Below are 23,137 nucleotides of genomic sequence, written 5' to 3'. Positions count from 1 at the left end.
CGTTATGGTTTTCTCTTCATTCGAATTCTGTAGCAAGCATTATGATATTCGCGGCGAAAAAGCTCCGCCAAATTGAAAACTTCGCGTTTTAAACGACAATATAGATCTCGTTTAGGTTTGGCTCCATAACCAATATCGGAGTCAAATTTAGGGTCATTACTTAAGCAAGCAGGAACGGTGCCGTGAACATTGACATCATTAATCCAAAATCGATCCATATAGATATCAACTGCAAGATACCAAGCTTGAGAGTGTGCAAGAAATTTTTTTGCTCCTGTTGGAGTTAAAAAATATCCTGTAGCGCTCATGTGCCCCTTACTAAACTTGTGGACTGCTGTATGAGGTAATGGGTATTCTTTGGCATGTCTAAATGTTTTGCGCTTATTATCAAAAAGACGAATACATTCGAAGTGTTCTGCTAATTTACTCGCATTTTCAACAATATCTAAGAATGGTTCTGAATAGATAAGAGCATCATCTTCCAGAATGATGATAGGCTTATTTATCTCGACACATTTCTGCCACAATAAATAGTGGCTGGCATAGCATCCTAATTGTCCTTTACTAAGCGATTTCCCACGGTATTGTTGGCTTAACGCTTCATCATAGAGATTAAACAGTGGCGATGAATCTTTATGTCCATTTACCGCTTCAAACAGCTTAAAATCTAGATTTAATTTTACCAACTGTTGGGTAATATTTTCTTTACGCTCCACGGAAGAGGGGATATTGATAACAAAAATATCGATCATGGATTGAGTTCTCTTTGGGCATCTTGAGAGTAACAACAAGCACCAAAAATATAAAAGAAATACATAAATAAAGTCTGTCCGTGATTAAGCGGTACATCCGTTAAGGAGGCACTGATATATACAGTGATAATCCCGAGTAATATGTATTGTTTAGTATTATTTAGTTTTTTTATTTGTGTTATTGGGCAAAGTAATAGCGCTAAAAGTAGGATTAAACCTATCACGCCATTTTTTACAAATCTATCTAGATACTGGTTGTGATAGTGCGCAGGCTGATATTGATATAAGCATTTTTCGATACGGCCTTGATGATAGAGTTCATCTAATTTTTGGATATGAGCATCTCCAGTGCCTAAAATAGGATCATCTTCCACTAATATAGATGCAGCCTGCCACATTTGTAGTCTTAAGCCGATAGAGGTACACATATTTCCATTTTGAATAGCTTGGTACTCTTGTTCAGTCTGCTGCCATCTAGCTTCTAGTTGAGGTTTTAAGACGATACCCATAGATCCAATCAGTATTACTAGGCCCATAATATACAGCCAGTATTTAGGTTGGTAAAAACGTATCATGCTATATATTGCGAAGGTGAAAAGTGTTAACGCAAGAGCCAACCATAGGCCGCGGCTTTCACCAATGATAAGAGCAAGGCAACTAAAACTAAAGCAGACTGTAGTGATAACCTTAACTCTTTTATCGGTTGATGCTAGTGCAAAACTCAGTGACATTATTGCAAAAGAGACAATTAATGTGCTGTATGGAATAGGGTTCATTGGCCATGAACGACCTAGCCCCAAATAAATCCCGTAATACCAAGCATATAATGAACTAACAATGGAACCTAAAACGACTAACCCAATTAAACGGTTTTGCGTAATTAACTGTGTTGGTAAAAACAATAAGAAAAGTAACGAGCCGATAATTGCCCTTAGCTCTCTAGAACTCAGTCCATGATAAGCATAGGAAAACAGAGTGTAAGCTGCGATGGCAATGACAAGCCATAACATTTTGTTCGATAGATTTTGTTTAATACTGGTTAAGCCATATCGGCAGACTGTTGCAATAATTGAAATAATAATCATTGCGACCATAGTCTTATCGCCATTTTTTAGGATCAACATTCCTGTTGAGAGCCAAATAAAAGGCAATAAGATAAAAAACGAAAATACTCTATCTTTCATTAGGTCCATCACTGTTTATGATAAGGATTGCACTCACCCTCTGGGCGTGTTTTTAGGAGGCGTAAAATCCACATGTACTGCTCAGGACGTTCGGTTACGTACTGTTCAATACATTCATTCATCATTCGGGCATCTTGTTCTTCACTGTCAGTTGGAAATGGCAGTGCAGGGTAAAAATCTAATTCATAATTCCCCGTCTCACTGTTATACATAGAAAACAGCGGAACAATCTTAGCTCGACTTAGTTTTGCGACACGACCAAGGCCGGACATAGTGGCTTTTTTAGTTGCAAAAAAATCAACAAAAACACTGTGTTCTGGGCCTAAATCCTCGTCAGGAAGGTAGTAACCTAAGTAACCTTCACGAATCGATTTAATAAATGGCTTAATGCCACCACTGCGTTCATAAACTCGACCACCGTACTGTACACGTTGTTTGTGCATGAGCCAGTCAGAGACTTCATTTTTCTGTTTTTTTGCCATTGCAGAAACAGGAAGGCCACGGGAAGCAAGTAACACAGCAGGAATATCGATTGCCCATGTATGAGGCACTAGCAAAATAACACTCTGTCCTTGCTCGGTTAGTGAAGTAAGGTTGTCCATACCTCGAATGACGGTATGATCTTCTAACCATTGGCGGTTGCGCATACTTAATGCTGCAAAGCCCAACAAGAAAGAGCCCGCAGTAATTAGGTTCTGCAGTAAAATCTCTTCACGTTCAGCCTCTGTTTTGTCTGGGAAGCAAAGGGCTAAATTTACTCTTGCTCGAAGATTGGCCCCTTTTTTAATTTTAATGGCTTGTTTAGCAAAGAGGGTTGCTAAAGCACGACGTGCATTATGGGGCAGTAAACAAAATAGCGCTGAAAAAAATACAGCTAGCCAAGTTCCCCAATATTTTGGATGAAGAAAGTGCCAAGAAAATTGTGGGTGATAAGCTTGTTTATCGTAGTGATCTAACATAAAGGCCGTATCTGTATTAGTGGTATTGAGTAAATCGGTGCTCTAAGGTTATAGCGCTTTTAATAGTAAAATGAGATTCTTGAACCTTAGCTTACCGCTACTATTGTAAATATTCGCTGTTATCTATGATACCATTATGTATCAATTAATGGGCGAAGGAAGTCTGTCATAATGAAAACACGAGATCGAATTATTTTGGCTTCGCGTGAGCTCTTTAATGAGCAAGGTGAGTCAAATGTTACGACTAACCATATCGCCGCCCATTTAGGAATTAGCCCAGGTAATCTCTATTATCATTTTCGTAATAAAGAAGAGATTATACACTGTATTTTCGATGAATATGCTCAAGAGCTCAGTGTGCGCTTTCAGCCGCAGAATATGGATGAATCCTCTGATGGCTTATTAGGCTACCTCGATGGCGTATTTTTTTTAATGTGGCGTTATCGTTTTTTCTATGCCAACTTACCCGATATCCTACGTCGAGATGAAGTGCTACAAGTTAAGTATTTAACCGCTCAAGAGCAACTTCACTATAATATTGCCCGACTAATGCAAAATTTTCGTCAAATGGGATTAGTTAATCTCAATGATGAAGACCTACAAGCTCTTGCTGATACCTTAAAGCTTGTTGCCTCAAGTTGGATTAGCTATCAGACCACACAAGCTCCAGGTGCAAAAATTACTAAAAAGGTGATTTACCATGGTGTGATTCAAATGCTAAATATTGTGCGACCACTGGCAACAGAAAAAGGGCGGGAACGGGTTGAACAGTTACGCGAATACTACAATTCACAGCAGCAAGAACATCAGTAACTACTTGGTTAATATTGATTGCAATAAAAAGAAACCCCGCTAGAGTAACGGGGTTTTTTAGTCTTTATTTCAGCCAACTTCTTGGGTTAACGGGTGATCCTTTACGACGGATCTCGAAATACAATCCAGATCGATCTTGGCCACCACTATCACCAACCAGTGCAATAGGTTCACCCGCCGAGACAGGATCACCTACTTTCTTAAGTAAGGTCTGGTTATAACCATAGATACTCATATCACCTTTGCCGTGTTCGATTACGATCATCAGACCATAACCACGTAGCCAGTCGGCAAAAACTACGCGACCTGAGCTTATTGCTGTCACTTGGCTACCTACAGGCTTAGCAATCACCATACCTTTCCAGCGTAGTTCACCTTGTTGACGGTCACCATAATTGTGAATAACACTGCCACGAACAGGCCAAGGTAATTTACCTTTACTACTACTTAAGCCATTCATAGGTAGGCGTTTGGCCGCTTCAGCTGCTTTTTTCGCGGCAGCTTCAGCCCGAGCTCTCGCTTCTGCCTCTGCTTTGGCTTTTGCGATGGCAGCTAACATTCGCCGCTCGTTAGCTTTTAAATCGTTGATGTAGTCGTTGCTAGTGCGAATTTTACCTTTAATACCTGCTAAGGTTTTTTCTCGGGCTTTTTGTTGACTATCAAGCTCGGCCTTTTCTTGTTGCAGTTGGCTTAACATAGCACGTTGTTGTTCGCGCTGTGTTGAAAGCTGATGCAACTTCATCTGTAGCTCGGTATTGGTGACTTCTAGATTTTCTAGAGCTTTGGTCTGCGCTAAGCTGAAAGTTTCAGCATAGGCTGTCATTCGATCTAAGGTTGATGAGTTTTCACCACTTAATAAGTTGGCGATTTCACTGTTTTTACCCTGTCGGTACTGAGCATCCAGTAAAGCTTTTAGCTGTTGCTGTTGCTTTTTCTGTTCGGCTTCTAGCTTCTTTTGCTCCGATTCTAATTGAGCAATAGAGCGCTTTAGGGTTTCCAGTTGTGCTTGTGCCTGATGTATTTGCTTCGCGGTTTTACCGATACCTAGCTCATGTTGGCGAAGTTCCTTTTGCAAGGCAGCAAACTCTTGTTGCTTTTTAGCCAGCTGACTTTTCTGGCGTGCAATTTCCTGTTTCACGCTATCAAGCTGGTTTGGGCTAGTGGCATAACTTGGCGTTACAAATGCAAGACATAGCAAAGCGCCAGTGCATAAAGCACCGGCGCGGATAGTTTGGTTGAGGTGTTTAATCATATCTCGCATGAAGGAGATTATTTCAGATCAAACAGCACCTGACCAGACATCTCTGAAGGGATTTCCATATCAGACAGTGCAAGCATAGTTGGCGCAAGGTCTGATAGCTTACCGTTATCTTTTAATGTTAGAGACTTATCACCAACATAGATTAATGGTACTGGAAGGTTAGTATGTGCTGTGTGGATTTCACCCGTTTCTGGGTTAATCATCATTTCAGCATTACCGTGGTCTGCAGTGATCAGTAGCTGACCGTTAACTTCACGGATTGCTTCAACTACACGGCCGATACAACCATCAAGAGCTTCACACGCTTTAACCGCTGCATCATAAATACCTGTGTGACCAACCATGTCACCGTTAGGGTAGTTACAGATGATAACGTCAAACTCGCCGCCTTTAATTGCAGCAACCAGTTTGTCTGTTAGCTCTGGAGAACTCATTTCTGGTTGTAGGTCATATGTTGCTACTTTAGGAGAAGCAACTAACTGACGTGATTCGCCATCAAATTCGTTCTCAACACCGCCATTGAAGAAGAAAGTTACGTGAGCATATTTCTCTGTTTCAGAGATACGTAGCTGCTTTTTGCCTTTCTTAGATAGCCACTCACCTAGAGTATTTTCTAGGCTTGCTGGTGGGAATGCTGTTGATAGCTCGATATCTGCAGCATACTGCGTCAACATTACGAAATCAGCAAGTTGTGGGAATTGCTTACGAGCAAAGCTTTCAAAACCAGCTTCAAATGCACGAGTAATTTGACGAGCACGGTCAGCACGGTAGTTCATAAAGATTACCGCATCACCATCTTGCATTGCAGCGTCTTCTTGACCTTCAGCGCGGATAACCGTTGCTTTTACAAATTCATCGTTTTCGTTACGAGCGTAAGCCGCTTCTAGACCTGCAACTGCGCTCTCAGCTGTAAACTCGCCTTGTGCTGCGGTTAGTAGATCGTATGCTTGTTCTACACGATCCCAGTTGTTGTCACGGTCCATTGCATAGTAACGACCAACAAGTGATGCAACACGGCCTTTGCCTAGTTTTGCAAATAGCTCTTGGAAACGCTCTAGAGAGTGTTGTGCACTACGTGGTGGAGTATCACGACCATCTAGGAAGCAGTGTAGGTAAATTTTCTCTGCACCACGTTTAGCTGCCATTTCAACCGCAGCTTTGATGTGATCTTCATGGCTATGTACACCACCTGGTGACATTAGGCCCATGATGTGAACTGCTTTACCTTCTTTGATTGCCGCATCCATCGCAGCAACAAGAACGTCGTTTTCGAAAAACTCACCATCAGAGATAGCTTTAGTAATACGAGTTAGGTCTTGGTAAACCACACGGCCTGCACCAATATTAGTGTGACCTACTTCTGAGTTACCCATTTGACCGTCAGGAAGACCAACATCCATACCTGATGCAGAGATCAGAGTATGAGCTTCGTTAGCCATTAGGCTGTCCATTACTGGTGTATTTGCATTAGCGATTGCATTGTTTGCAGCATCTTCGCGGTAACCCCAACCATCTAGGATTACAAGAGCCAGTGGCTTTTTAGCAGACATGTTCTGTCCCCTCGTACAGTAAATGAAAATTCATATCAATTGCCTTAACTTTCTGAGTCAAAAGCAAAACTAAGGCAATTGCTATCGTTGTTGACGTAATTTTACTACAGAATTGGAACAAAACTGTAGCTTAAGATCAAACAAACCTGTCAACGGAATGTTATCTTTCAATGCAAAATATATTCATTTATGACAAGAAGTGTAAGTCTTAAATCACAGTTTTTTTCTATTTTAGTAATAGGTGACAGCGAATTTCGCTTTTATACTGGCTGTAGGATGCGAGAGAGAGCGCTCAGAATCGGTGGGGAAATCTGTACAAGCCGATGTTGATGGGTATACTCGATCGTCTTTTATTATGTACCCCTTGACTGTTATTGCGAACGGTCAGACTTAAGCAGAGCGATAAACATGCAACAATTTATGGAATTTGTATCAAGCCACTCAATGCTATCTATAGTTTGGATTGGTCTGGTTGTGGCAATCATTGCCTCATTAGTAAAACAAAAAACAGCAGGCTACCAAGTAGTGACTGCCAATGACGCCACTTTGTTGGTTAACCGCGAAGAGGGTGTTTTTGTCGATATTCGTTCGCAAGAAGAGTTTCGTAAGGGCCATATTGCGGGTTCTGTTCACATTTTACCGAGCCAGATCAAAGATCAGAATTTTGCAAACCTTGAAAACTACAAAGACGCCCCAATTGTAGTTGTATGCAAGACAGGTCAAACAGCACAAGAGAGTGCGAACCTGTTACATAAAGCCGGTTTTACCAAAGTAAACTTGCTAAAAGATGGTCTAATCTCTTGGAATGAAGCGAATCTTCCTTTGGTTCGCGGTAAGAGCAAGAAGTAATTAAAACAAAGATTAAGCGACGGTGGGATACCGCAGTTGCATGTATATTTTCCCTGGTTTGACAGGATCAGATAAAAAGAAGGATTTCCACCATGGCAGAAGCTGCAAACAACGATGCACAACAAAACTTCCAAATTCAACGTATCTTCCTAAAAGACGTGTCTTTTGAAGCGCCAAACTCTCCAGACGTATTCCAAAAAGAGTGGAATCCTGAAGTTAAACTAGACCTAGATACTCAAAGCCGTGAGCTAGGTGAAGGCGTATACGAAGTTGTGCTACGTCTTACTGTAACTGTACAGAACGAAGGTGATAACGCGTTCCTATGTGAAGTTCAGCAGGGCGGTATTTTCACAGCTCTAGGTATGGAAGCTCCACAGCTTGCACATTGTCTAGGTGCATTCTGTCCAAATATCCTATTCCCATATGCGCGTGAAACAATTTCAAGCCTAGTGGTTAAAGGTACGTTCCCTCAACTAAACCTTGCACCAGTTAACTTTGATGCATTGTTTATGAACTACCTACAAAGCCAAGCAGAAGCAAATACAGAAGCTGACGCATAATTTAATTAAATAGTGTGACCAAGATGAATACAAACGCAGATTCACCGATTGCCATGACTGTTTTAGGTGCTGGCTCATACGGTACCGCTTTGGCCATTTCTCTTGCCCGTAATGGTGCAAATGTTGTGTTATGGGGCCATGAGCCTGAACATATGGCACAGCTAGAAATTGATCGAGCAAATGAAGCGTTTCTTCCTGGCGTTGCTTTTCCTGACTCTTTGATTGTTACCGCAGATCTTAAAGCTGCGGTACAAGCCAGCCGCGACTTATTAGTGGTTGTGCCAAGCCATGTGTTTGGTACGGTGCTACGCCAAGTGAAACCGTTTTTACGCGAAGATTCACGAGTTTGTTGGGCAACCAAAGGGTTAGAGCCAGAAACTGGTCGCTTATTGCAAGATGTGGCAACAGAGGCACTAGGTGAAGAGGTTCCGCTAGCGGTGCTGTCTGGGCCTACATTTGCCACTGAACTTGCAGCAGGTATGCCAACGGCGATCGCTGTGGCGTCACCTGATAGTCAGTTTGTCGCAGACTTGCAAAATAAAATTCACTGTAGTCAGACATTTCGTGTCTACAGCAACAGCGACTTTATTGGCATGCAATTAGGTGGCGCAGTTAAGAACGTTATCGCAATTGGTGCTGGTATGTCTGATGGGATTGGTTTTGGTGCCAATGCTCGTACTGCGTTAATTACTCGAGGCCTTGCTGAGATGTGCCGTTTAGGTGCAGCTCTAGGCGCTCATCCAGAAACCTTTATGGGGATGGCTGGCCTTGGTGATTTAGTATTAACTTGTACCGATAATCAATCTCGTAACCGCCGTTTTGGCCTTGCTTTAGGTAAAGGCGAATCGGTTGAACAGGCGCAAATCGATATTGGTCAAGTTGTTGAAGGCTATCGCAATACCAAAGAAGTGCACGCATTAGCAGAGCGCTTTGGGGTTGAAATGCCAATTACGGAGCAGATTTATCAGGTGTTGTACCAAGGTAAAGATGCTCGTATCGCGGCAAAAGATCTGCTGGCTCGTGAGAAAAAATACGAATAATTAGATGCTTGGTTTAACGGCTAAACATTTAAACAAAATCAAACAACGTGAGTGCTAAGCTCGCGTTGTTTTTTTTTTAGAAATGGTTAAAGTTAAGTAAATACCCTAAATCAAAAGAGCTTGAGGACGTTGTGAAGGTATGTCATCAACACCAAGTTTGGCAAGCAATCAAGCAAGAAGCTCGAGAGCAAGCTGAACAAGAGCCGATGCTGGCAAGTTTCTATCATGCCACTATCATTAAACACGATAATCTTGCTGCAGCATTAAGTTACATTTTAGCCAATAAATTGGCCACCCCTTCGATGCCTGCAATGGCGGTTCGTGAAGTAATAGAAGAGGCGTTTGCCGCAGACTGTATGATCACAGAATCTGCAGCTCATGATATTCGTGCGGTAGTTGAGCGTGACCCAGCTGTAGCTATGTATTCTATACCGTTACTGTACCTAAAAGGTTTCCACGCTTTGCAAGGTTACCGCGTGGCTAACTGGTTGTGGAAACAAAATCGCGTTGCTTTGGCTGTGTATCTGCAAAATCAGATTTCGGTGACTTGCCAAGTTGATGTCCATCCAGCTGCAAAAATTGGTCAAGGGATCATGTTTGACCATGCAACGGGTATTGTTATTGGTGAAACAGCGGTTATCGAAAATGATGTCTCAATTCTGCAAGATGTGACGTTAGGCGGTACCGGTAAAGAGAGCGGTGATCGTCATCCGAAGATTCGTGAAGGTGTCATGATAGGTGCAGGTGCTAAGATTCTTGGTAATATCGAGGTTGGCGAAGGGGCTAAAATTGGCTCTTGTTCGGTAGTCCTCAATCCCGTGCCATCACATACTACTGTTGCAGGTGTTCCGGCTAAAATTGTGGGGCGACCAAGTAGCTCTAAACCCGCAATGGATATGGATCAGCAATTTAATGGCAATGCTCAGACTTTTACCTCTGGCGATGGTATTTAAATGTTATAACAACAAGAAAGGCGATCTTAAGATCGCCTTTTATTAATCTATCGTTGAATTAAATTGCGCCTGCAAAGTCCATTTGTCGCCAAGCTTCAAACGCGATAATTGCAACCGCATTAGAAAGGTTTAGGCTGCGACTATCGGGTTGCATCGGAATACGTAGACGTTGCTCTAATGGTAGGCTTTCGATAAATTCAGCGGGTAATCCACGAGTTTCAGGACCAAAAATCAACACATCACCTTGCTCGAACTTTGCATTGGTATGGTAATTGGTCGTCTTTGTGGTACAGGCAAATAAACGACGATCGCCCATCGCTTCTTTAAATGCCGCAAAATCTTTATGACGGTATACATGTGCTAAGTCATGATAATCAAGACCCGCGCGACGTAGCTTTTTCTCTTCTAAATCAAAACCTAAAGGCTCAATTAAATGTAGGTTAGCTCCGCAGTTTGCACATAAACGGATAATATTACCGGTATTTGGAGCAATTTCTGGTTCATAAAGTGCAATATCAAACATGATCTTTGGTACTTATTTAAACATTAGCGATGTGATACCGCATTGTGACAAGGCTTAAGTCAACAAGCAAATATCTCGTCATCAATTGTACTGCTATTTCGCTAATGGCAGTTGCAGTGTGATACGTAATCCACCAAGAGGGCTGCGACTTGCCTGTGCGCTACCACTGTGTTGGCGTAAAGCACTTTCCGTTATCGCAAGACCTAATCCCGTACCGCCACTGCTGCGATCGCGAGCGGTTGATACGCGATAAAAAGGGCGGAAAATATCGTTTAGTTCCTCTTCTGGAACGCCTTCTCCATTATCATCAACGGTTATAATCAGTTGATTGTGCTGCTGGTGAAAATGGATCTCGATTTGATCGTTACCATATTTAATGGCATTACGGATGATATTTTCTAACGCGCTGATCAATAAATTGGGGTTGCCACAAATAGGCCAGTCTTCTAGTTGATTATAGGTTAGCTGTTTATGATTTTGCTCTGCTTCAAAACGAGCATCTTCCAGCATTTCAAACCAGAGAGAGTGAGCATCAAAGTGTTGGCGTTCTTGGTGACTATTGACCTGCATTCGCGAGAGTTCTAATAGTTCTCCGATCATTTTTTCAAGTCGCTCAGCTTCGGTGTCGATACGATCGAGCTCTTTGCTACTGCCTTGCTTTCGGGTCGCAAGCGCGGTTGCCATCCGTAATCGTGTTAGGGGTGATCGCAACTCATGAGAAATATCAGATAACAAGCGCTGTTGACCTGAAATCATATGGTTAAGGGCTCCGACCATCTGATTAAAACTTGCGCCAGCTTGCTTAAATTCACGAGGCCCTTGCTCTAATTTAGGGTCCACTTCAAATTCTCCTTTGGCGACACGTTCAGCAGCCTGTTGTAAGCGATAGGCTGGGCGTGACACAACCCAAGCTAGCCACAGTAAAAAAGGAGTACTGACAATCATGGTCGCTAGCAGTAATTGAAATGGCTTATCTAAAATTTGAATGAAAAAGGGTGGCGGCTCACGCCAGACTCGACCAACATATAGCAGAAGATTTTGCTGCTGAGTCTGAACAACAAAGGGGCCAGCCATCATCCAGCGGCCATACAGTCGTTGGCGAGGTGATTTAGGGTTATCAGCAATAGTAATAAAGTTGCGCAGCGCTCGATTGCGTTTGAGTGGCGCTAAGATTTCGCCGTCTTCTGTAGTGAAATAGAGTTGTGCACTACGGTGTTTTTCGTGGCTGGTTAACTCTTTGAGTGTTCTCGGTAGTGATATTGGCGATTGATCTATTTCTTCACCAATATTGTGCGCCATCTGCTGTAAGCGTTTTAAGTGAGAGGTAGGAATGGTGTGCTGCGCTCTTGGATCAAGATTGGGTAACAAGAGTACCGCAATGACGACCACTAATAGGGTGAGCCAAAAAATAGTAAAAATACGACCATAGAGACTGTTTAAAGCAGGAAATCGCATTAACCTTCCTCAACTAAAAGATAGCCTTTGCCACGTAATGTTTTAATTCTCGGTTTATCATCTAAGCGTTCCGGCAGCTTTTTACGTAGATTCGAGACATGCATATCGATCGCGCGATCAAATTGAGCCAGCCGTTTGCCTAAGACTTCTAAGCTAAGCTCCTCTTTTGAGATGATTTTTCCTGGATGCTGAATAAAGTAACTCAATAATGCTAATTCAGTACCTGTAACATCGAGAGCTCTGTTTTGACAAAAAGCTTCTTGTCGACCTGGATAAATAGTAATGTCTTGATAATCAATGGTATCTCCATGTGTAACTCGGTTATCTAAAGCTTGAGTTCGACGTAAAATCGCTCGCATACGTGCTAACAATTCTCTATCACTAAAAGGTTTAGGCAGATAGTCATCAGCACCAAGTTCCAAACCTAGTACACGATCAATTTCATCACCTTTAGCAGTAAGCATTAATACTGGTGTACTGTATTTCTCACGTAACCGGCGTAGCATTTCAGTACCATTCATTTTTGGCATCATGACATCAAGTAGCACTAGATCGATGCTAGCATTGATCTTTTCCAGTCCTTGTTCACCATTGTTGGCTTGCTCAACCTCAAAGCCTTCCATTTCTAAAATATCGTGTAATAGTGCTGTTAATTCGGTGTCGTCATCGACTAGGAGAACTTTTGCCATTATCTGACCTTATATATCGAGCGATTATCTGACTCTAGTATCGCGAATCTTTGTGAAAGCGCCAAGTTGTCTATTTTAGCTTTACGCAGCTTTACGTTTGTTAGACAGCCATTTACTTTATAGGGTGTAGTATTTATCTCAAGCACAGGGGATAGCCCTGCTAACCGAATAACACTTGGAGATAACTCTCATGGCTAAATTAAATAAAGTTCTTGTAATGGCGATTGCTCTACCAATGGTTGTAGGTTCAGCATCTGCAATGGCTTTTGGTGGTAAACATCATGGTGACCATGGTTCGGATAAATGTGGAATGCATGGCGGGAAAAAAATCTTCAGCCAACTAAACCTTACTGACGCGCAACAAGAGAAAATGAAAGAGCTGCGCCAAGAAAACCGAGCTGAAATGAAGAGCCATCGTGGTGAACACCGTCAAGAGATGAAGGCGTACCATGATCAGATGCAAGATTTAGTTCTATCAAGCTCTTTTGATGAGGGCCAAGCGCGTGCTCTAGCTGAAAAAATGTCACAGCAACAAGTTGAGCGTCGTGTTCAGATGTTAGAAAATCGCCAAAAAATGTTGAATATTTTGACTCCTGAACAAAAAGAGAAGTACAAAGAGTTACGTCAGCAAAATCTTGAGCAGTGTGCGGAACGCTGGAGTAAAGACGCGGAATAATCTTGAGTTTATGTTGCCTTAAGCCACAGTTATTGCTGTGGCTTTTTTGTCTTTGGTCGAAAATTTGTTAATAAATAACAAAAGATGAATAGAAAAATGACAGTTACATCGGGTTTTGTGATTAAGTTTTCAATAAAAACCGCTATACTTCGGCAAGAGATAATATAAGCGATGGCTTAAAATAGTCATCATGAGTTTGCCAGTTTGTTACTAACTCTCTACTACTGTCAAAGGACGAGGTTAGCTTATTGTGGTTTCGTAACAAAAAATACGTTTTCGATAATTACAATAAACAGGGTAAACTAGCGCACAATCTACATATCTCACGGCTATTGGTTGAGCGAATTATTCGTTTCATTGCTTTAATTGTTATCAATTTATGTAACATAAGATTGGTAACTTTAGTCATTTTGTCGCCAGTGATCGTGATATGAATCAACGAAAAGTTTTAGCAAAATTGTAATATTTCGACAATAGTAAGAAAGTTACAGTTTTCACGAGTAGCGAAGCATCATAGTGGTGCTTGATCGATAGGGGGGAACTTCGATCACTCGTCTCGGATTTGATTTTTCAATTCCCAATATCAGAGGGTAACCATGATTAAGAAGATCGGTGTTTTGACCAGTGGTGGTGACGCACCTGGTATGAATGCAGCAGTTCGCGGTGTTGTTCGTGCAGCACTAACAGAAGGTCTAGAAGTATTTGGTGTGTTTGATGGCTACCAAGGCCTACACCAGAACAAAATTAAGAAGCTGGATCGTCAAAGTGTTTCTGATGTAATCAACAAGGGCGGTACTTTCCTTGGCTCAGCACGTTTTCCTGAATTTAAAGATGAAAGCGTTCGTGCTCAAGCAATTGAGAACCTAAAGCTTCACGGTATCGATGCTCTTGTTGTTATCGGCGGCGACGGCTCTTACATGGGCGCGAAGAAGCTAACTGAGATGGGCTACCCATGTATCGGCCTTCCAGGCACAATCGATAACGACGTTGCAGGTACTGATTACACTATCGGTTACATGACAGCAATGAATACTGTTATCGATGCAATTGACCGTCTACGAGATACTTCTTCTTCTCACCAGCGTATTTCTATTGTAGAAGTGATGGGTCGTCACTGTGGTGATCTAACTCTAATGTCTGCAATTGCAGGTGGTTGTGAGTACATCATTACGCCGGAAACAGGTCTAAATAAAGACAAGCTTCTAGAGCGCGTTAAAGAAGGTATCGATAAGGGCAAGAAGCACGCTATTATCGCAATCACTGAGCTAATGACTGATGTTAATGAACTGGCTAAGTTCATTGAAGATGAAACAGGCCGTGAAACACGTGCTACTGTTCTTGGTCATATCCAGCGTGGTGGTCAGCCAACTGCATTTGACCGTATCCTAGCGTCTCGCATGGGTGCTTATGCTGTTGACCTTCTACTTCAAGGTGAAGGTGGTCGTTGTGTTGGTATTCAACACGAAGAGATGGTTCACCACGACATCATTGATGCAATTGAAAACATGAAGCGTCCAGTTCGTAAAGATCTATACGCTCTTGCAGATAAACTATTCTAATAAAATAGTTATTATTCTGCATTAAAGCCGATGTTTATCATCGGCTTTTTTGTTTTAATTCAAATACAAAAAAGGCCACAATCGTGGCCTTTTGTTTATCGAAATATCGATAAATTATTTTTTCGCTTCAGCTGCTGCTTTTGCGATTGCAGCAAAGCTTGCTGCATCTAGAGCTGCGCCACCAACTAGAGCACCGTCGATGTCTGGTTGTGCGAAGTATGCTGCTGCGTTTTCTGGCTTAACAGAACCGCCGTATTGGATAACAACGTTCTTAGCAACTTCTTCACTTTGCTCTGCAATGTGAGCACGGATTGCAGCGTGGATGCGCTGTGCATCTTCAGCTGTAGCTGCTTTACCAGTACCAATAGCCCAGATTGGTTCGTATGCGATGATTGCACCGTTTAGCGCGTCAACGCCTTGAGTTTTGATCACAGCGTCGATTTGACGAGCACATACAGCTACTGTTTCGCCAGCTTCGTTTTGTGCTTCTGACTCACCGATACATAGAACAGGAGTTAGGCCGTGCTCTTTAAGGAATGCAAACTTCTGAGCAACAAACTCATCAGATTCGTTGTGGTAATCACGACGCTCTGAGTGACCAATGATGATGTGAGTTGCACCGAACTCTTTAAGCATTGCAGGAGAGATATCACCTGTGAATGCACCACTTTCGTGGATGTCTACGTTCTGTGCACCAAGAATGATCTTGTTGTTTGCTTTGCTGATTAGCTGCTCAGCTAGGTCTAGGAACATAACTGGTGGAGCAATCGCTACATCTACACCTTCAACACCGTTTAGTTCAGCGTCTAGGCCCTTAATTAGGTTAGATACCATTTCCTTGCTACCGTTTAGCTTCCAGTTACCCATAACCACAGGATGGCGCATAGCTTTTCTCCAAGTCAATTTGATGAAATAAATGAAATCAATTAAGTAAAAATATATCAGTCATTATGCATATTTTTACTGTCCAAAATCATTAATGTGCTTGTTTGTACCTTTTTCCACAGCAAATGTGAATGGAACGTTCGCAATATTTTTGCAAAAACAGTTTCTACCGTTTGATTCCAGAAAGGTCATCGACACACTCGAATGGGAATTATTATAGCCTGAGTTCAAGGCAAGATGGCACCCTTATTTGATCTTCTTCACTTTACGGCCTTCTGCAATGTGATGGAGTTTGGCGCTGTGCTGACTAAGTTGTTCAGGACTGTCAATTGCTAGGGTTAGTCGTTGTAATAAACGCAACAGTTCTTGACGAAGTAGAGCATTGGTATGAAGTGGGTGCTGGCTGCGAGCAATTAGCAGATTTAAGCGATGTTGTTGTGCTTGTAGCTGTGTTTGGTTAGATGCAGGACAAGAGGCAATAAATTCTTGGCACAACTGCTGACGTAATATGGTCAGTTGTTTGTGGTCATCTTTAGCCAGTTGCATTAAGTCATCGAAAGAGGGAAGTGATGCCATAGGTACCTACCAATATCTCATGCCTTATTTGAGTATAGTCAGCAATGAAATATTGGTAAGTATGAAGTTTTACTGAGATTTCGGCTTGATTACCAGTAATTTTCCATCGTAATCTGCCCGGGTTTACGACGAAGATTTTTCTTAAACCCTTTGCCTTCTAGCGCTTCTCTAGTATCGCGAACCATTTGTGGATTACCACATAACATGATTTGACTGTGCTCAGGAATGAGTGACAGTTCTAAGACTTGCTCAAGACTGCCATTACTGATTGCTTGAGGGATTCGTCCGGCTAAGGTATTGGCAATCGATTCTCGGCTAACAAATGGTTGATAGTAAAGCTGATTAGGATGATCGGCTTGGAATTTGGCAACGGTTTGTTGATAGCTTAGGTCTGCTTGGTATCTAACCGCATGAACTAATACAATGGTGTTAAAACGCTGCCACACAGTAGGCTCACCTAAGATTGATAAGTAAGGGCCAATTGCGGTTCCGGTAGCAAATAACCATAAGATATCACCCTCTGGAACCTCATCTAATGTGAAGAAACCATTGGCTTGGGGCGTAATGAAGACTTTATCACCTTCTTTTAATGCGTGGAGTTTTGGTGACAACAAACCATCAGCGACTCGAGTTGCGTAAATCTCAAGTGGGGCATTAGGGGAATTAACATAAGAATACGCACGTTGAACTCGAGTGCCATCAATATCGAGGGCCAGTTTAGTAAATTGACCTGCCGTGAACGTTTCAACAGGAGCATCTAACGTAAGACTAAATAAATCGTCATTCCAATGATGATTTTTGATAACAGTTGCTTCAACCCAGTTAGCCATAATGACCTCCTAAGACATGGGATAAATCCAATAAGCGCAGCGGCGTTGTCCTGCCACAATATGTTCTGACCGTTCTATTTGATATTGCTTTCCTAATACTTGAGTCAAAATTGAGAGTTCAGATTGGCATAAATTGGGGCAGCGCGTTGCTGCTTGGCAAATAGGGCAATGATTTTCTACAAAGAGGAAGCCGTTTTCTTGAGGGATCAGCTCTGTGATATATCCTTCTTGATCTCGAAGAGCACTAAAAAGCTTAAGTTTTTCTGCGAGTGTGGCATCTGCTGGTATATGCGCTTGATAGTGCAATAAACTTTGCTGTTCTCGCTCTTTGATCACCCGAGTAAGACCATCATGACCAAATAGATTTTCTACTGCGTCAAAGGTTTGAATTAACAGATCGTCATGGCGGTCACTGAATTGGTTATGGCCTTGTTGACTGAGTTGCCAATGACGTTGTGGACGACCTACCTTCACTTTAACATCAAAATATTCCACTAAGCCTTGTTGCTCTAAAGCTTGTAATTGGAGACGGATCCCCATCGTGGTCAATTCAAAACGCTCTGCAATACTTTTTGCTGTAGTTGCGCCTTCGCGTTTAAGTAAGTGAAGTATTTTGTCGTTGGTTTTCATGCGACTCCCAGCAAGGTCCTGATGATCAAGTTCAATGTAGAGTATTATCCCTATGGCCTAGTAAATAAAGCAATTACTTTACAAAATCAACAGCGATAAAAAAAACGTGCCGAAGCACGTTTTTATATTTGCGATAGCTTTTGCTTTTATTGTGCAAAAACCTTATAGAATATGTTGTTTGATCGCGTCATCTTTGCGCTCAAGATAGTGAGTCGATTTAATGCGACGAATGGTGCGACATTTACCACGAATCAATAGAGTTTCTGTTGTGGCGATATCACCTTGGCGATGGATACCTTCTAACAGATCACCTTTAGTAATGCCTGTACCAGCAAAGATTACGTTATCGCTCTTTGCCATGTCTTCCATGCGCAGTAGAGTATTAGGTTCAATCCCCATTTCATGACAGCGGCGAATTTCATCTTCACCTAAGCGACGGTTCTCTTCACAGTCTCCCTTAACCTGATGGCGGGGAAGAAGACGACCATGCATATCACCACCTAAAGCGCGAATAGCAGCAGCTGATACCACACCTTCAGGGGCGCCACCGATGCAGTACATCACATCAACTTCACTGTCTGGCATACAGGTAAGAATAGAAGCTGCAACATCACCATCTGGTACTGCGAATACGCGAACACCCATGGTTTGCATTTGAGCAATAACTTCATCATGACGTGGTTTTGCTAAAGTAATGACCACTAACTCATGGAGTGATTTATTTAAAGCGGTTGCGATTTTTTCTAAGTTGTCAGCCAGCGGTGCATCTAGGTCAATAACCCCTTTAGCAGCAGGACCGACAACCAATTTTTCCATGTACATATCAGGGGCTTTTAAGAAGGCGCCTTTTTCCGTTGCGGCAAGAACAGCAAGAGCGTTATTCTGACCCATAGCCGTCATGCGAGTCCCTTCAATTGGGTCAACCGCAATATCAACTGCATCGCCACCTGTTCCCACTTTTTCACCAATGTACAGCATTGGCGCTTCATCGATTTCACCTTCACCAATCACGATTTCACCATCGATCTCAGTTTGGTTTAGCAAAGTACGCATTACTTCAACCGCTGCATTATCGGCAGCGTTTTTATCACCTCGGCCCAGCCACTTATATCCGGCCAGTGCAGCTCCCTCGGTAACACGAGAAAATGCCATTGCTAAATCGCGTTTCATGATCACTCCAAAATAAAACAATTGCGGGATATTGAACTGGCGCGAAGTGTAACACAATTGCCAGTGAATCGTTTGCGTATTTTAAAAAGATCCGATTTTCCGTGATCTAGATTAATTTGCTTAAGTCATCAGAAATAAAAATAGGAGAGAACACAGTAGAGGTAGTAAATATCAAAGACAGGCATAAAGCAGGGGTAATAAAAAAGGGCTTAAGAAAATACCCAAGCCCTAATGTTACTTATGTGATAGAGAGGATTACTCTTCGTCTAGCGCCCAACCTTTGGCACATTCAACGGCACGTTTCCAACCACGGTAACGGCGATTACGTTTATTATCGTCTTGGCAAGGTACAAATTTACGATCTAGCTGTGCTTTGCCTTGGAGTTCATCAATTGAATCCCAGAAACCAACCGCAAGACCTGCTAAGTATGCAGCCCCTAATGCGGTCACTTCAGTCACAACTGGGCGATGTACTTCTGCCGCTAGAATGTCTGATTGGAACTGCATTAAGAAGTTATTAGCTACTGCACCACCATCAACGCGCAATGTGCCCAGTTTAATACCTGAGTCTGCCTGCATAGCATCAAGTACATCACGTGTTTGGTAAGCCACACTTTCAAGCGTTGCGCGGATAATATGGTTTGAATTCACACCGCGAGTTAGACCTACGATTGCACCACGAGCATACGGGTCCCAATATGGCGCGCCAAGACCTGTAAAGGCAGGTACAACATAAACACCATTTGCACTGCCAACTTTTTCGGCAAAGTATTCAGAGTCTTTTGCATCATCGAGTAACTTCACTTCATCGCGTAGCCACTGAATGGATGCGCCACCCATAAAGACCGCACCTTCAAGAGCATAAGCTACATCGCCTTTTGGACCACAAGCCAGTGTCGTTAATAGACCATTGCTAGAAGAGACTTTCTCTTTGCCCGTATTCATAAGCAAGAAGCAGCCAGTACCATAGGTGTTTTTCGCTTGGCCTGGTTCTACACACATTTGACCAAATAGTGCCGCTTGCTGGTCACCTGCAATACCTGCGATTGGAATACGAGTACCACCTTTACCACCAATATTTGTTTGGCCATAGACCTGAGATGATGGTTTTACCTCAGGCATCATTGAAAGTGGAATATCTAACGCTTTGAGTAGTTTTTCATCCCACTCTAGCGTATTGATGTTAAATAGCATGGTACGAGATGCGTTGGTGTAATCTGTTACATGGACACGGCCTTGGGTCATCTTCCAAATTAGCCAAGTGTCGACAGTACCAAACAATAAGTTACCAGCTTCTGCTTGTTCGCGAGCACCTTCTACATGGTCTAAAATCCATTTGATCTTAGTACCAGAGAAGTAAGGGTCGACCACAAGACCTGTGTTATCACGAATATAATCCGTTAGGCCTTGTTGTTTTAAATCTTCACAAATATAGGCCGTACGACGGCATTGCCATACGATCGCGTTATAAACCGGTTTGCCGGTAGTTTTATCCCAAACGATGGTGGTTTCACGCTGGTTGGTAATACCAATTGCAGCAACCTGATCGCTGCGGATACCTGCTTTTGCTAAAGCTTCAACTAAGGTCGAGCTTTGAGTTGCATAAATTTCGAGAGGATCGTGCTCAACCCATCCTGATTTTGGATAAATTTGGGTAAATTCACGCTGAGAGCTACAAATGATATTGGCATTTTGATCGAGTACAACTGCTCGAGAGCTGGTGGTGCCTTGATCCAGTGCCACAATGTATTTTTGCTCAGTAGTCATGATCAATTCCTCTAATGGGTCTCTATATAGGGTAGTAGGTTGGTGGCAATCCTTTTAGGTTGCCACCTATAGTTATGTTCGTTTTCTTAACGCAGAGGGGGGATTATGCCGCCTCTTGTTTGATCTCTTCTGCGCCTTCACATTGATTTGGTAAAGTGCAGTTATTGCCTGGTAAGTAAACACCAATAGCTTTTGGATATAGCCAGCCACCAAAAAGTGCACCACAAATAGGCGCTAAAATTGGGACGATAAAGTAAGGGATATCTTTACCACCAGTCAGTGCCATGTCACCCCATCCAGCTAAGAAAGCAAAGAATTTAGGGCCAAAGTCACGAGCAGGGTTCATTGCAAAGCCTGTTAGTGGACCAAGAGAACCACCAATTACGGCGATTAATACACCAATTAGGATTGGGCCTAGAGCACCACGCGCAGCCCCATTTTTTTGGTCGCCAATGGCCAAAATAGCAAACATCAAAACAGCGGTAATGGTGAACTCAACTGCAAATGCACCGAAGAAGCTTAAGGCTGCATGAGGGTAGGTTGAGAAGATACCAGCAGTCGCTAAGCTCTCTTGTGAACCGCGAACAATTTGATGAGTTGCTTCATACTCGGTGAATAAATTGCTGTATAAACCGTAGATTAATGCAGCAGAACAAAATGCACCTAAAAGTTGGGCAATAATGAATGGAGCAATTTTGCGTTTATCAAAGCCATGAAAAGCGGCTAGGGCAAGTGTGACGGCTGGGTTTAAGTGGGCACCGGAAACGCCAGCGGTACAGTAGATAGCCAAGGCAACGCCTAGACCCCACATAACGCTAACTTCCCATTGACCAAAGTCTGCGCCAGTCAATTTCAGTGCGGCAACACAACCAACACCAAAAAAGATCAGCAAACCTGTTCCGATAAACTCAGCGATACACTCGCCCATCAGGGTGTGTTGCTTCGAAGTCGTCATCTCTCAGTCCTTATAATGATTGTAGGGGTAGTGCTTATTATTTTTATGGTCGGTAATGTACCCGACTTCATTATTATTAAAATATTCTTAACTGAAAAATGTGCGTTCGAGCATGAAAACAATTTCGCTTTGACTGTTTTGGCAATCGTTTGCTCATTTCATGATTAAACTCTCATTTTCTAAAAAATAGCGGGTGGGAGAGTGTTAAAAATTGACCAGAAAGGCAAAGAGATTTGAGGTCGCTAAAGGCATAACAAGTGGATTTTATAATCGAATCGCACTTAAAGGGGGAACTATTGTAAATATTGTTAGTCTGTTAACATTACTCAAGCCATCTTTGGTTGTGTGAACAGCATCAATGTGCGTCTTCTCTGTTGTGATAAGTTAGCGATAACTTGCTTTTATCATATTGATATAAGATGGCTTGAGTATTTATTATTATGATGATTGCAAGAATTCAATCAATATTGAACAAAAAGTCAGCGATTACCACAAACTACGGGATTAGTAGATGCTCAAAGTGTTCTGCCCCGTTAGAATAAGGTAATAGGAATTAAAACCATGCTCGTGTGGTATTGTCCTAAATGGGTTAGGATAATGATATGGGCTTAGATCAGGTGAACAATATGTCTCTAGAAATGTTGGAAATGCTGGAAGCCAAAGTCCAGTCTGCTGTAGATACTATCGCTCTTCTACAAATGGAAATTGAAGAACTAAAAGAAAAAAATGAGAGCCTAGCAGCTGAAGCGCAAGATCTTCGTTCTGGTCGCGAAACATTAGTTCATGACAACGATAAGCTGCGTGAAGATCACAATGCATGGCAAGAGCGTGTACGTGCTCTTCTAGGTAAAATGGAACATGTAGAATAAGAGACGAGGTTTTTTACATCGTCTTTTATGGCCCTGCCGATTGTCTTCAGGAACAACAATCTGCAGGGTCTTTTTCTATCTGTTCGTTAATCGAGATCAAGTGGCTCTGGCGAAAGAATTACACCGGTATTATCCGCATACAGATGATCTTCAGGTAGGAATGTAACCCCACCAAAGTTAACCGGAACATCAACTTCTCCCACGCTCTGATTATCAGCGCCAACAGGCATAGAAGCGAGGGCTTGAATACCCAAATCTAACTCATCTAGCTCATCAACGTGGCGAACACAGCCATAGACGACAATGCCTTCCCATTCGTTCTCTGCTGCAAGTTGTGCAATGTCGATGTCTATTAGAGCTCGACGAAGTGAACCGCCACCATCAACCAGTAAAACACGACCCACTCCAGATTGTTCTAGGACTGAGCGTAGTACACCATTATCTTCAAAACATTTAACCGTCGTAATTTGACCGCCAAATGATCCACGACCACCATAAGAGTTGAACATTGGTTCGACAACATCCACTTGGTCCAGGTAGATATCACATAACTCAGAGGTATTGTATTCCATAAGCACACTTCTTATATCGGCAAAAAGAAAATGGGTAATTAAAGATAAGCTTTGTACTTA

Annotated in this window: 24 protein-coding genes; 8 read left to right on the top strand and 16 right to left on the bottom strand. The window is 42.4% G+C overall.

What is annotated here, in order from left to right; genetic code table 11:
- Positions 1–2 precede the first annotated feature (2 nt).
- From CTN07_RS09795 to lpxM, 3 genes are read right to left on the bottom strand one after another with little or no spacing between them, the layout of a single operon-like run.
- A complete protein-coding gene (locus CTN07_RS09795) occupies positions 3–752 on the bottom strand; it encodes a glycosyltransferase family 25 protein (RefSeq protein ID WP_005302568.1) in 750 nt (249 codons plus the stop codon).
- On the bottom strand, positions 749–1,936 hold the full coding sequence (locus CTN07_RS09790) for an O-antigen ligase family protein (protein ID WP_005302570.1): 1,188 nt from the start codon (positions 1,934–1,936) through the stop codon (positions 749–751). The genes CTN07_RS09795 and CTN07_RS09790 overlap by 4 nt, the downstream gene beginning before the upstream one ends.
- A gap of 8 nt (positions 1,937–1,944) precedes the next feature.
- Positions 1,945–2,895 (bottom strand): lauroyl-Kdo(2)-lipid IV(A) myristoyltransferase, encoded by a 951-nt coding sequence (gene lpxM, locus CTN07_RS09785; RefSeq protein WP_005302571.1) that lies wholly within the window; start codon positions 2,893–2,895, stop codon positions 1,945–1,947.
- 171 nt (positions 2,896–3,066) lie between these two features.
- Here lpxM and CTN07_RS09780 point away from each other — a divergent pair, with 171 nt between their 5' ends.
- Entirely contained in the window at positions 3,067–3,708 is a 642-nt protein-coding gene (locus CTN07_RS09780) for a TetR/AcrR family transcriptional regulator (RefSeq protein ID WP_005302573.1), read from the top strand.
- A 64-nt stretch (positions 3,709–3,772) separates the two neighbouring features.
- Here the strand turns inward: CTN07_RS09780 and CTN07_RS09775 are convergent, their stop codons facing one another.
- The gene (locus CTN07_RS09775) at positions 3,773–4,960 is read right to left on the bottom strand and encodes a peptidoglycan DD-metalloendopeptidase family protein (protein ID WP_005302575.1); all 1,188 of its coding nucleotides are present in this window, start codon (positions 4,958–4,960) and stop codon (positions 3,773–3,775) included.
- Between the two features lie 17 nt (positions 4,961–4,977).
- Positions 4,978–6,519 (bottom strand): 2,3-bisphosphoglycerate-independent phosphoglycerate mutase, encoded by a 1,542-nt coding sequence (gpmM, locus tag CTN07_RS09770; protein WP_005302577.1) that lies wholly within the window; start codon positions 6,517–6,519, stop codon positions 4,978–4,980.
- A 408-nt stretch (positions 6,520–6,927) separates the two neighbouring features.
- Between gpmM and CTN07_RS09765 the strand changes: the two genes are divergently transcribed.
- The 4 genes from CTN07_RS09765 to cysE all read left to right on the top strand — a co-directional run bounded on the left by CTN07_RS09765 (position 6,928) and on the right by cysE (position 9,921).
- A complete protein-coding gene (locus CTN07_RS09765; protein WP_036764692.1) occupies positions 6,928–7,368 on the top strand; it encodes a rhodanese-like domain-containing protein in 441 nt (146 codons plus the stop codon).
- 92 nt (positions 7,369–7,460) lie between these two features.
- A complete protein-coding gene (gene secB / locus CTN07_RS09760) occupies positions 7,461–7,928 on the top strand; it encodes a protein-export chaperone SecB (RefSeq protein ID WP_005302581.1) in 468 nt (155 codons plus the stop codon).
- A gap of 23 nt (positions 7,929–7,951) precedes the next feature.
- Positions 7,952–8,968 carry an NAD(P)H-dependent glycerol-3-phosphate dehydrogenase gene (gene gpsA, locus CTN07_RS09755; RefSeq protein ID WP_036764694.1) on the top strand — a complete coding sequence of 339 codons (1,017 nt, stop codon included), beginning with the start codon at positions 7,952–7,954 and terminating at the stop codon, positions 8,966–8,968.
- A gap of 131 nt (positions 8,969–9,099) precedes the next feature.
- A complete protein-coding gene (gene cysE / locus CTN07_RS09750) occupies positions 9,100–9,921 on the top strand; it encodes a serine O-acetyltransferase (RefSeq protein ID WP_005302586.1) in 822 nt (273 codons plus the stop codon).
- A 58-nt stretch (positions 9,922–9,979) separates the two neighbouring features.
- On the opposite strand, the gene trmL is transcribed toward cysE, so the two are convergent.
- From trmL to CTN07_RS09735, 3 genes are all read right to left on the bottom strand, one after another.
- On the bottom strand, positions 9,980–10,444 hold the full coding sequence (gene trmL / locus CTN07_RS09745; protein WP_005302588.1) for a tRNA (uridine(34)/cytosine(34)/5-carboxymethylaminomethyluridine(34)-2'-O)-methyltransferase TrmL: 465 nt from the start codon (positions 10,442–10,444) through the stop codon (positions 9,980–9,982).
- A 93-nt stretch (positions 10,445–10,537) separates the two neighbouring features.
- Complete coding sequence (cpxA, locus tag CTN07_RS09740) at positions 10,538–11,899, bottom strand: envelope stress sensor histidine kinase CpxA (protein WP_005302590.1); 1,362 nt, start codon at positions 11,897–11,899, stop codon at positions 10,538–10,540.
- A complete protein-coding gene (locus CTN07_RS09735; RefSeq protein WP_005302592.1) occupies positions 11,899–12,588 on the bottom strand; it encodes a response regulator in 690 nt (229 codons plus the stop codon). Before CTN07_RS09735 ends, cpxA begins: the two co-directional genes overlap by 1 nt.
- Before the next feature lie 190 nt (positions 12,589–12,778).
- Here CTN07_RS09735 and CTN07_RS09730 point away from each other — a divergent pair, with 190 nt between their 5' ends.
- Positions 12,779–13,264: a CpxP family protein gene (locus CTN07_RS09730; protein ID WP_005302594.1), complete on the top strand. Its 486-nt coding sequence runs from the start codon at positions 12,779–12,781 to the stop codon at positions 13,262–13,264.
- Between the two features lie 596 nt (positions 13,265–13,860).
- Positions 13,861–14,823: a 6-phosphofructokinase gene (pfkA, locus tag CTN07_RS09725; RefSeq protein WP_005302595.1), complete on the top strand. Its 963-nt coding sequence runs from the start codon at positions 13,861–13,863 to the stop codon at positions 14,821–14,823.
- A 114-nt stretch (positions 14,824–14,937) separates the two neighbouring features.
- Here pfkA and tpiA read toward each other — a convergent pair whose 3' ends face one another.
- The 7 genes from tpiA to CTN07_RS09690 form a co-directional block, all read right to left on the bottom strand.
- Complete coding sequence (gene tpiA, locus CTN07_RS09720; RefSeq protein ID WP_005302597.1) at positions 14,938–15,708, bottom strand: triose-phosphate isomerase; 771 nt, start codon at positions 15,706–15,708, stop codon at positions 14,938–14,940.
- A gap of 246 nt (positions 15,709–15,954) precedes the next feature.
- A complete protein-coding gene (locus CTN07_RS09715; protein ID WP_050787782.1) occupies positions 15,955–16,284 on the bottom strand; it encodes a DUF3135 domain-containing protein in 330 nt (109 codons plus the stop codon).
- Positions 16,285–16,373: 89 nt separating this feature from the next.
- Positions 16,374–17,114 (bottom strand): ferredoxin--NADP reductase, encoded by a 741-nt coding sequence (locus CTN07_RS09710; RefSeq protein ID WP_005302602.1) that lies wholly within the window; start codon positions 17,112–17,114, stop codon positions 16,374–16,376.
- 9 nt (positions 17,115–17,123) lie between these two features.
- Positions 17,124–17,744 (bottom strand): helix-turn-helix transcriptional regulator, encoded by a 621-nt coding sequence (locus CTN07_RS09705; RefSeq protein WP_005302604.1) that lies wholly within the window; start codon positions 17,742–17,744, stop codon positions 17,124–17,126.
- Between the two features lie 162 nt (positions 17,745–17,906).
- Complete coding sequence (glpX, locus tag CTN07_RS09700; protein ID WP_005302606.1) at positions 17,907–18,914, bottom strand: class II fructose-bisphosphatase; 1,008 nt, start codon at positions 18,912–18,914, stop codon at positions 17,907–17,909.
- 255 nt (positions 18,915–19,169) lie between these two features.
- A complete protein-coding gene (gene glpK, locus CTN07_RS09695) occupies positions 19,170–20,681 on the bottom strand; it encodes a glycerol kinase GlpK (protein ID WP_005302608.1) in 1,512 nt (503 codons plus the stop codon).
- Positions 20,682–20,784: 103 nt separating this feature from the next.
- Positions 20,785–21,636 carry an MIP/aquaporin family protein gene (locus tag CTN07_RS09690; protein WP_036764695.1) on the bottom strand — a complete coding sequence of 284 codons (852 nt, stop codon included), beginning with the start codon at positions 21,634–21,636 and terminating at the stop codon, positions 20,785–20,787.
- A gap of 626 nt (positions 21,637–22,262) precedes the next feature.
- Here CTN07_RS09690 and zapB point away from each other — a divergent pair.
- On the top strand, positions 22,263–22,505 hold the full coding sequence (gene zapB / locus CTN07_RS09685) for a cell division protein ZapB (protein ID WP_005302611.1): 243 nt from the start codon (positions 22,263–22,265) through the stop codon (positions 22,503–22,505).
- An 86-nt stretch (positions 22,506–22,591) separates the two neighbouring features.
- On the opposite strand, the gene rraA is transcribed toward zapB, so the two are convergent.
- A complete protein-coding gene (rraA, locus tag CTN07_RS09680; RefSeq protein WP_005302613.1) occupies positions 22,592–23,077 on the bottom strand; it encodes a ribonuclease E activity regulator RraA in 486 nt (161 codons plus the stop codon).
- Between the last annotated feature and the right edge of the window lie 60 nt (positions 23,078–23,137).

Origin of the sequence: Photobacterium damselae (assembly GCF_003026815.1) — a bacterium.
Lineage (GTDB): Bacteria > Pseudomonadota > Gammaproteobacteria > Enterobacterales > Vibrionaceae > Photobacterium > Photobacterium damselae.
This window is presented reverse-complemented; position numbering and strand designations above follow the sequence as displayed.

Excerpts from the sequence above, each read along its gene's own strand:
- CTN07_RS09795 (WP_005302568.1), bottom strand. The coding sequence starts at position 752 with ATGATCGATATTTTTGTTATCAATATCCCCTCTTCCGTGGAGCGTAAA.
- CTN07_RS09790 (WP_005302570.1), bottom strand. The coding sequence starts at position 1,936 with ATGAAAGATAGAGTATTTTCGTTTTTTATCTTATTGCCTTTTATTTGG.
- lpxM (WP_005302571.1), bottom strand. The coding sequence starts at position 2,895 with ATGTTAGATCACTACGATAAACAAGCTTATCACCCACAATTTTCTTGG.
- CTN07_RS09780 (WP_005302573.1), top strand. The coding sequence starts at position 3,067 with ATGAAAACACGAGATCGAATTATTTTGGCTTCGCGTGAGCTCTTTAAT.
- CTN07_RS09775 (WP_005302575.1), bottom strand. The coding sequence starts at position 4,960 with ATGATTAAACACCTCAACCAAACTATCCGCGCCGGTGCTTTATGCACT.
- gpmM (WP_005302577.1), bottom strand. The coding sequence starts at position 6,519 with ATGTCTGCTAAAAAGCCACTGGCTCTTGTAATCCTAGATGGTTGGGGT.
- CTN07_RS09765 (WP_036764692.1), top strand. The coding sequence starts at position 6,928 with ATGCAACAATTTATGGAATTTGTATCAAGCCACTCAATGCTATCTATA.
- secB (WP_005302581.1), top strand. The coding sequence starts at position 7,461 with ATGGCAGAAGCTGCAAACAACGATGCACAACAAAACTTCCAAATTCAA.
- gpsA (WP_036764694.1), top strand. The coding sequence starts at position 7,952 with ATGAATACAAACGCAGATTCACCGATTGCCATGACTGTTTTAGGTGCT.
- trmL (WP_005302588.1), bottom strand. The coding sequence starts at position 10,444 with ATGTTTGATATTGCACTTTATGAACCAGAAATTGCTCCAAATACCGGT.
- cpxA (WP_005302590.1), bottom strand. The coding sequence starts at position 11,899 with ATGCGATTTCCTGCTTTAAACAGTCTCTATGGTCGTATTTTTACTATT.
- CTN07_RS09735 (WP_005302592.1), bottom strand. The coding sequence starts at position 12,588 with ATGGCAAAAGTTCTCCTAGTCGATGACGACACCGAATTAACAGCACTA.
- CTN07_RS09730 (WP_005302594.1), top strand. The coding sequence starts at position 12,779 with ATGGCTAAATTAAATAAAGTTCTTGTAATGGCGATTGCTCTACCAATG.
- pfkA (WP_005302595.1), top strand. The coding sequence starts at position 13,861 with ATGATTAAGAAGATCGGTGTTTTGACCAGTGGTGGTGACGCACCTGGT.
- tpiA (WP_005302597.1), bottom strand. The coding sequence starts at position 15,708 with ATGCGCCATCCTGTGGTTATGGGTAACTGGAAGCTAAACGGTAGCAAG.
- CTN07_RS09715 (WP_050787782.1), bottom strand. The coding sequence starts at position 16,284 with ATGGCATCACTTCCCTCTTTCGATGACTTAATGCAACTGGCTAAAGAT.
- CTN07_RS09710 (WP_005302602.1), bottom strand. The coding sequence starts at position 17,114 with ATGGCTAACTGGGTTGAAGCAACTGTTATCAAAAATCATCATTGGAAT.
- CTN07_RS09705 (WP_005302604.1), bottom strand. The coding sequence starts at position 17,744 with ATGAAAACCAACGACAAAATACTTCACTTACTTAAACGCGAAGGCGCA.
- glpX (WP_005302606.1), bottom strand. The coding sequence starts at position 18,914 with ATGAAACGCGATTTAGCAATGGCATTTTCTCGTGTTACCGAGGGAGCT.
- glpK (WP_005302608.1), bottom strand. The coding sequence starts at position 20,681 with ATGACTACTGAGCAAAAATACATTGTGGCACTGGATCAAGGCACCACC.
- CTN07_RS09690 (WP_036764695.1), bottom strand. The coding sequence starts at position 21,636 with ATGACGACTTCGAAGCAACACACCCTGATGGGCGAGTGTATCGCTGAG.
- zapB (WP_005302611.1), top strand. The coding sequence starts at position 22,263 with ATGTCTCTAGAAATGTTGGAAATGCTGGAAGCCAAAGTCCAGTCTGCT.
- rraA (WP_005302613.1), bottom strand. The coding sequence starts at position 23,077 with ATGGAATACAATACCTCTGAGTTATGTGATATCTACCTGGACCAAGTG.